The following is a 1,058-nucleotide window of genomic DNA, read 5'->3' on the forward strand; positions in this document are numbered from 1 at the left end:
TAATTTTTTAAATTGTATCTTATCTTTTAGTCCTATATATATCGCTTCCAAATTTTCTATTGTTTCTGTATTTTCATTAATTTTATCCCAAATTTTTTCTCTTAAAGTTTTTTCTTTTTCTATTTTAGGAGGAGCTTCAACTATTCTTGTTTTTCTTTCTGGAACTATTTTTTCCAATATTTTTTCTTTTCCTTTTTGAGATTTATTTTGACGTATCGGCTCATCCTTACTGCCTGAAATCTTTTCTTTATCTTTTTTTTCTGGAGTAAACTTAAATTCGATATATTCTATTTTTCTTCCTTTTTTTATCTTAATAATTTCAAAATTTTTAAAATGATTTTCTAGTTCACTTCTTGATATTTTTAAAACATATTTATCAATATCTGACATTCTATATTTCTCTGGAATATTTAATAATTCTTTAAAGTCATCTATTTTTATTTTCCAAAATCCTGTACTTTTAAATTGTTTTAGCCTTCTATAGATTTCTTTACTATAATTTGATTTTAAATGAATAAATTCTTCAAGTTCAAACTGAGTAAATTTTTTCACTAAATTATTCAATAAATATTTAAAATCTTCATTTACCTTTATAGTAACTGTTTGATCTTCTTTTATTATTCTGTATCGAGTAAATAAAACAAAATTATCAATTACTTCCTTTGTTTCAATTCTAATACTTAAAGTTATCAACTTTTTATAAATTTGCTCTAAATCCTTTACAAATCTAACATTTCCTCTATGCTTATATTTTACCATATTTTTCAATTCTGAAAAATTCAACGTTATCTCATCAATTCCTTTATCTCTAATTTGAGAACAAATTGCCATTAATAAATTTAATTCAATACTATTAAAGTTTTTTAATGATATTGAGTTAAAATGATTATGATACTTCACAACATCATTCATAATAAACCTCCAAAATATTTATTACAACTATTATAACAAACAAAAAGGAGATTGTAAACAAAAACTCCCCTTATTGCATATTCTATATCTTTATTTATCGTTAATTGAAGACACCTAAAAGATATAAAATATTTTAAAAGATATAA

The 1,058-nt window shown here is 21.7% G+C and carries 1 protein-coding gene; it reads right to left on the reverse strand.

What is annotated here, in order from left to right:
* The coding region (locus HMPREF1552_RS05130; RefSeq protein WP_021744042.1) for a replication initiation protein at positions 1-912 on the reverse strand (912 nt) is incomplete at its 3' end.
* Positions 913-1,058: the final 146 nt, after the last annotated feature.

The sequence above is a fragment of the Leptotrichia sp. oral taxon 879 str. F0557 genome, from assembly GCF_000469385.1.
GTDB classification, from domain to species: domain Bacteria; phylum Fusobacteriota; class Fusobacteriia; order Fusobacteriales; family Leptotrichiaceae; genus Leptotrichia; species Leptotrichia mesophila.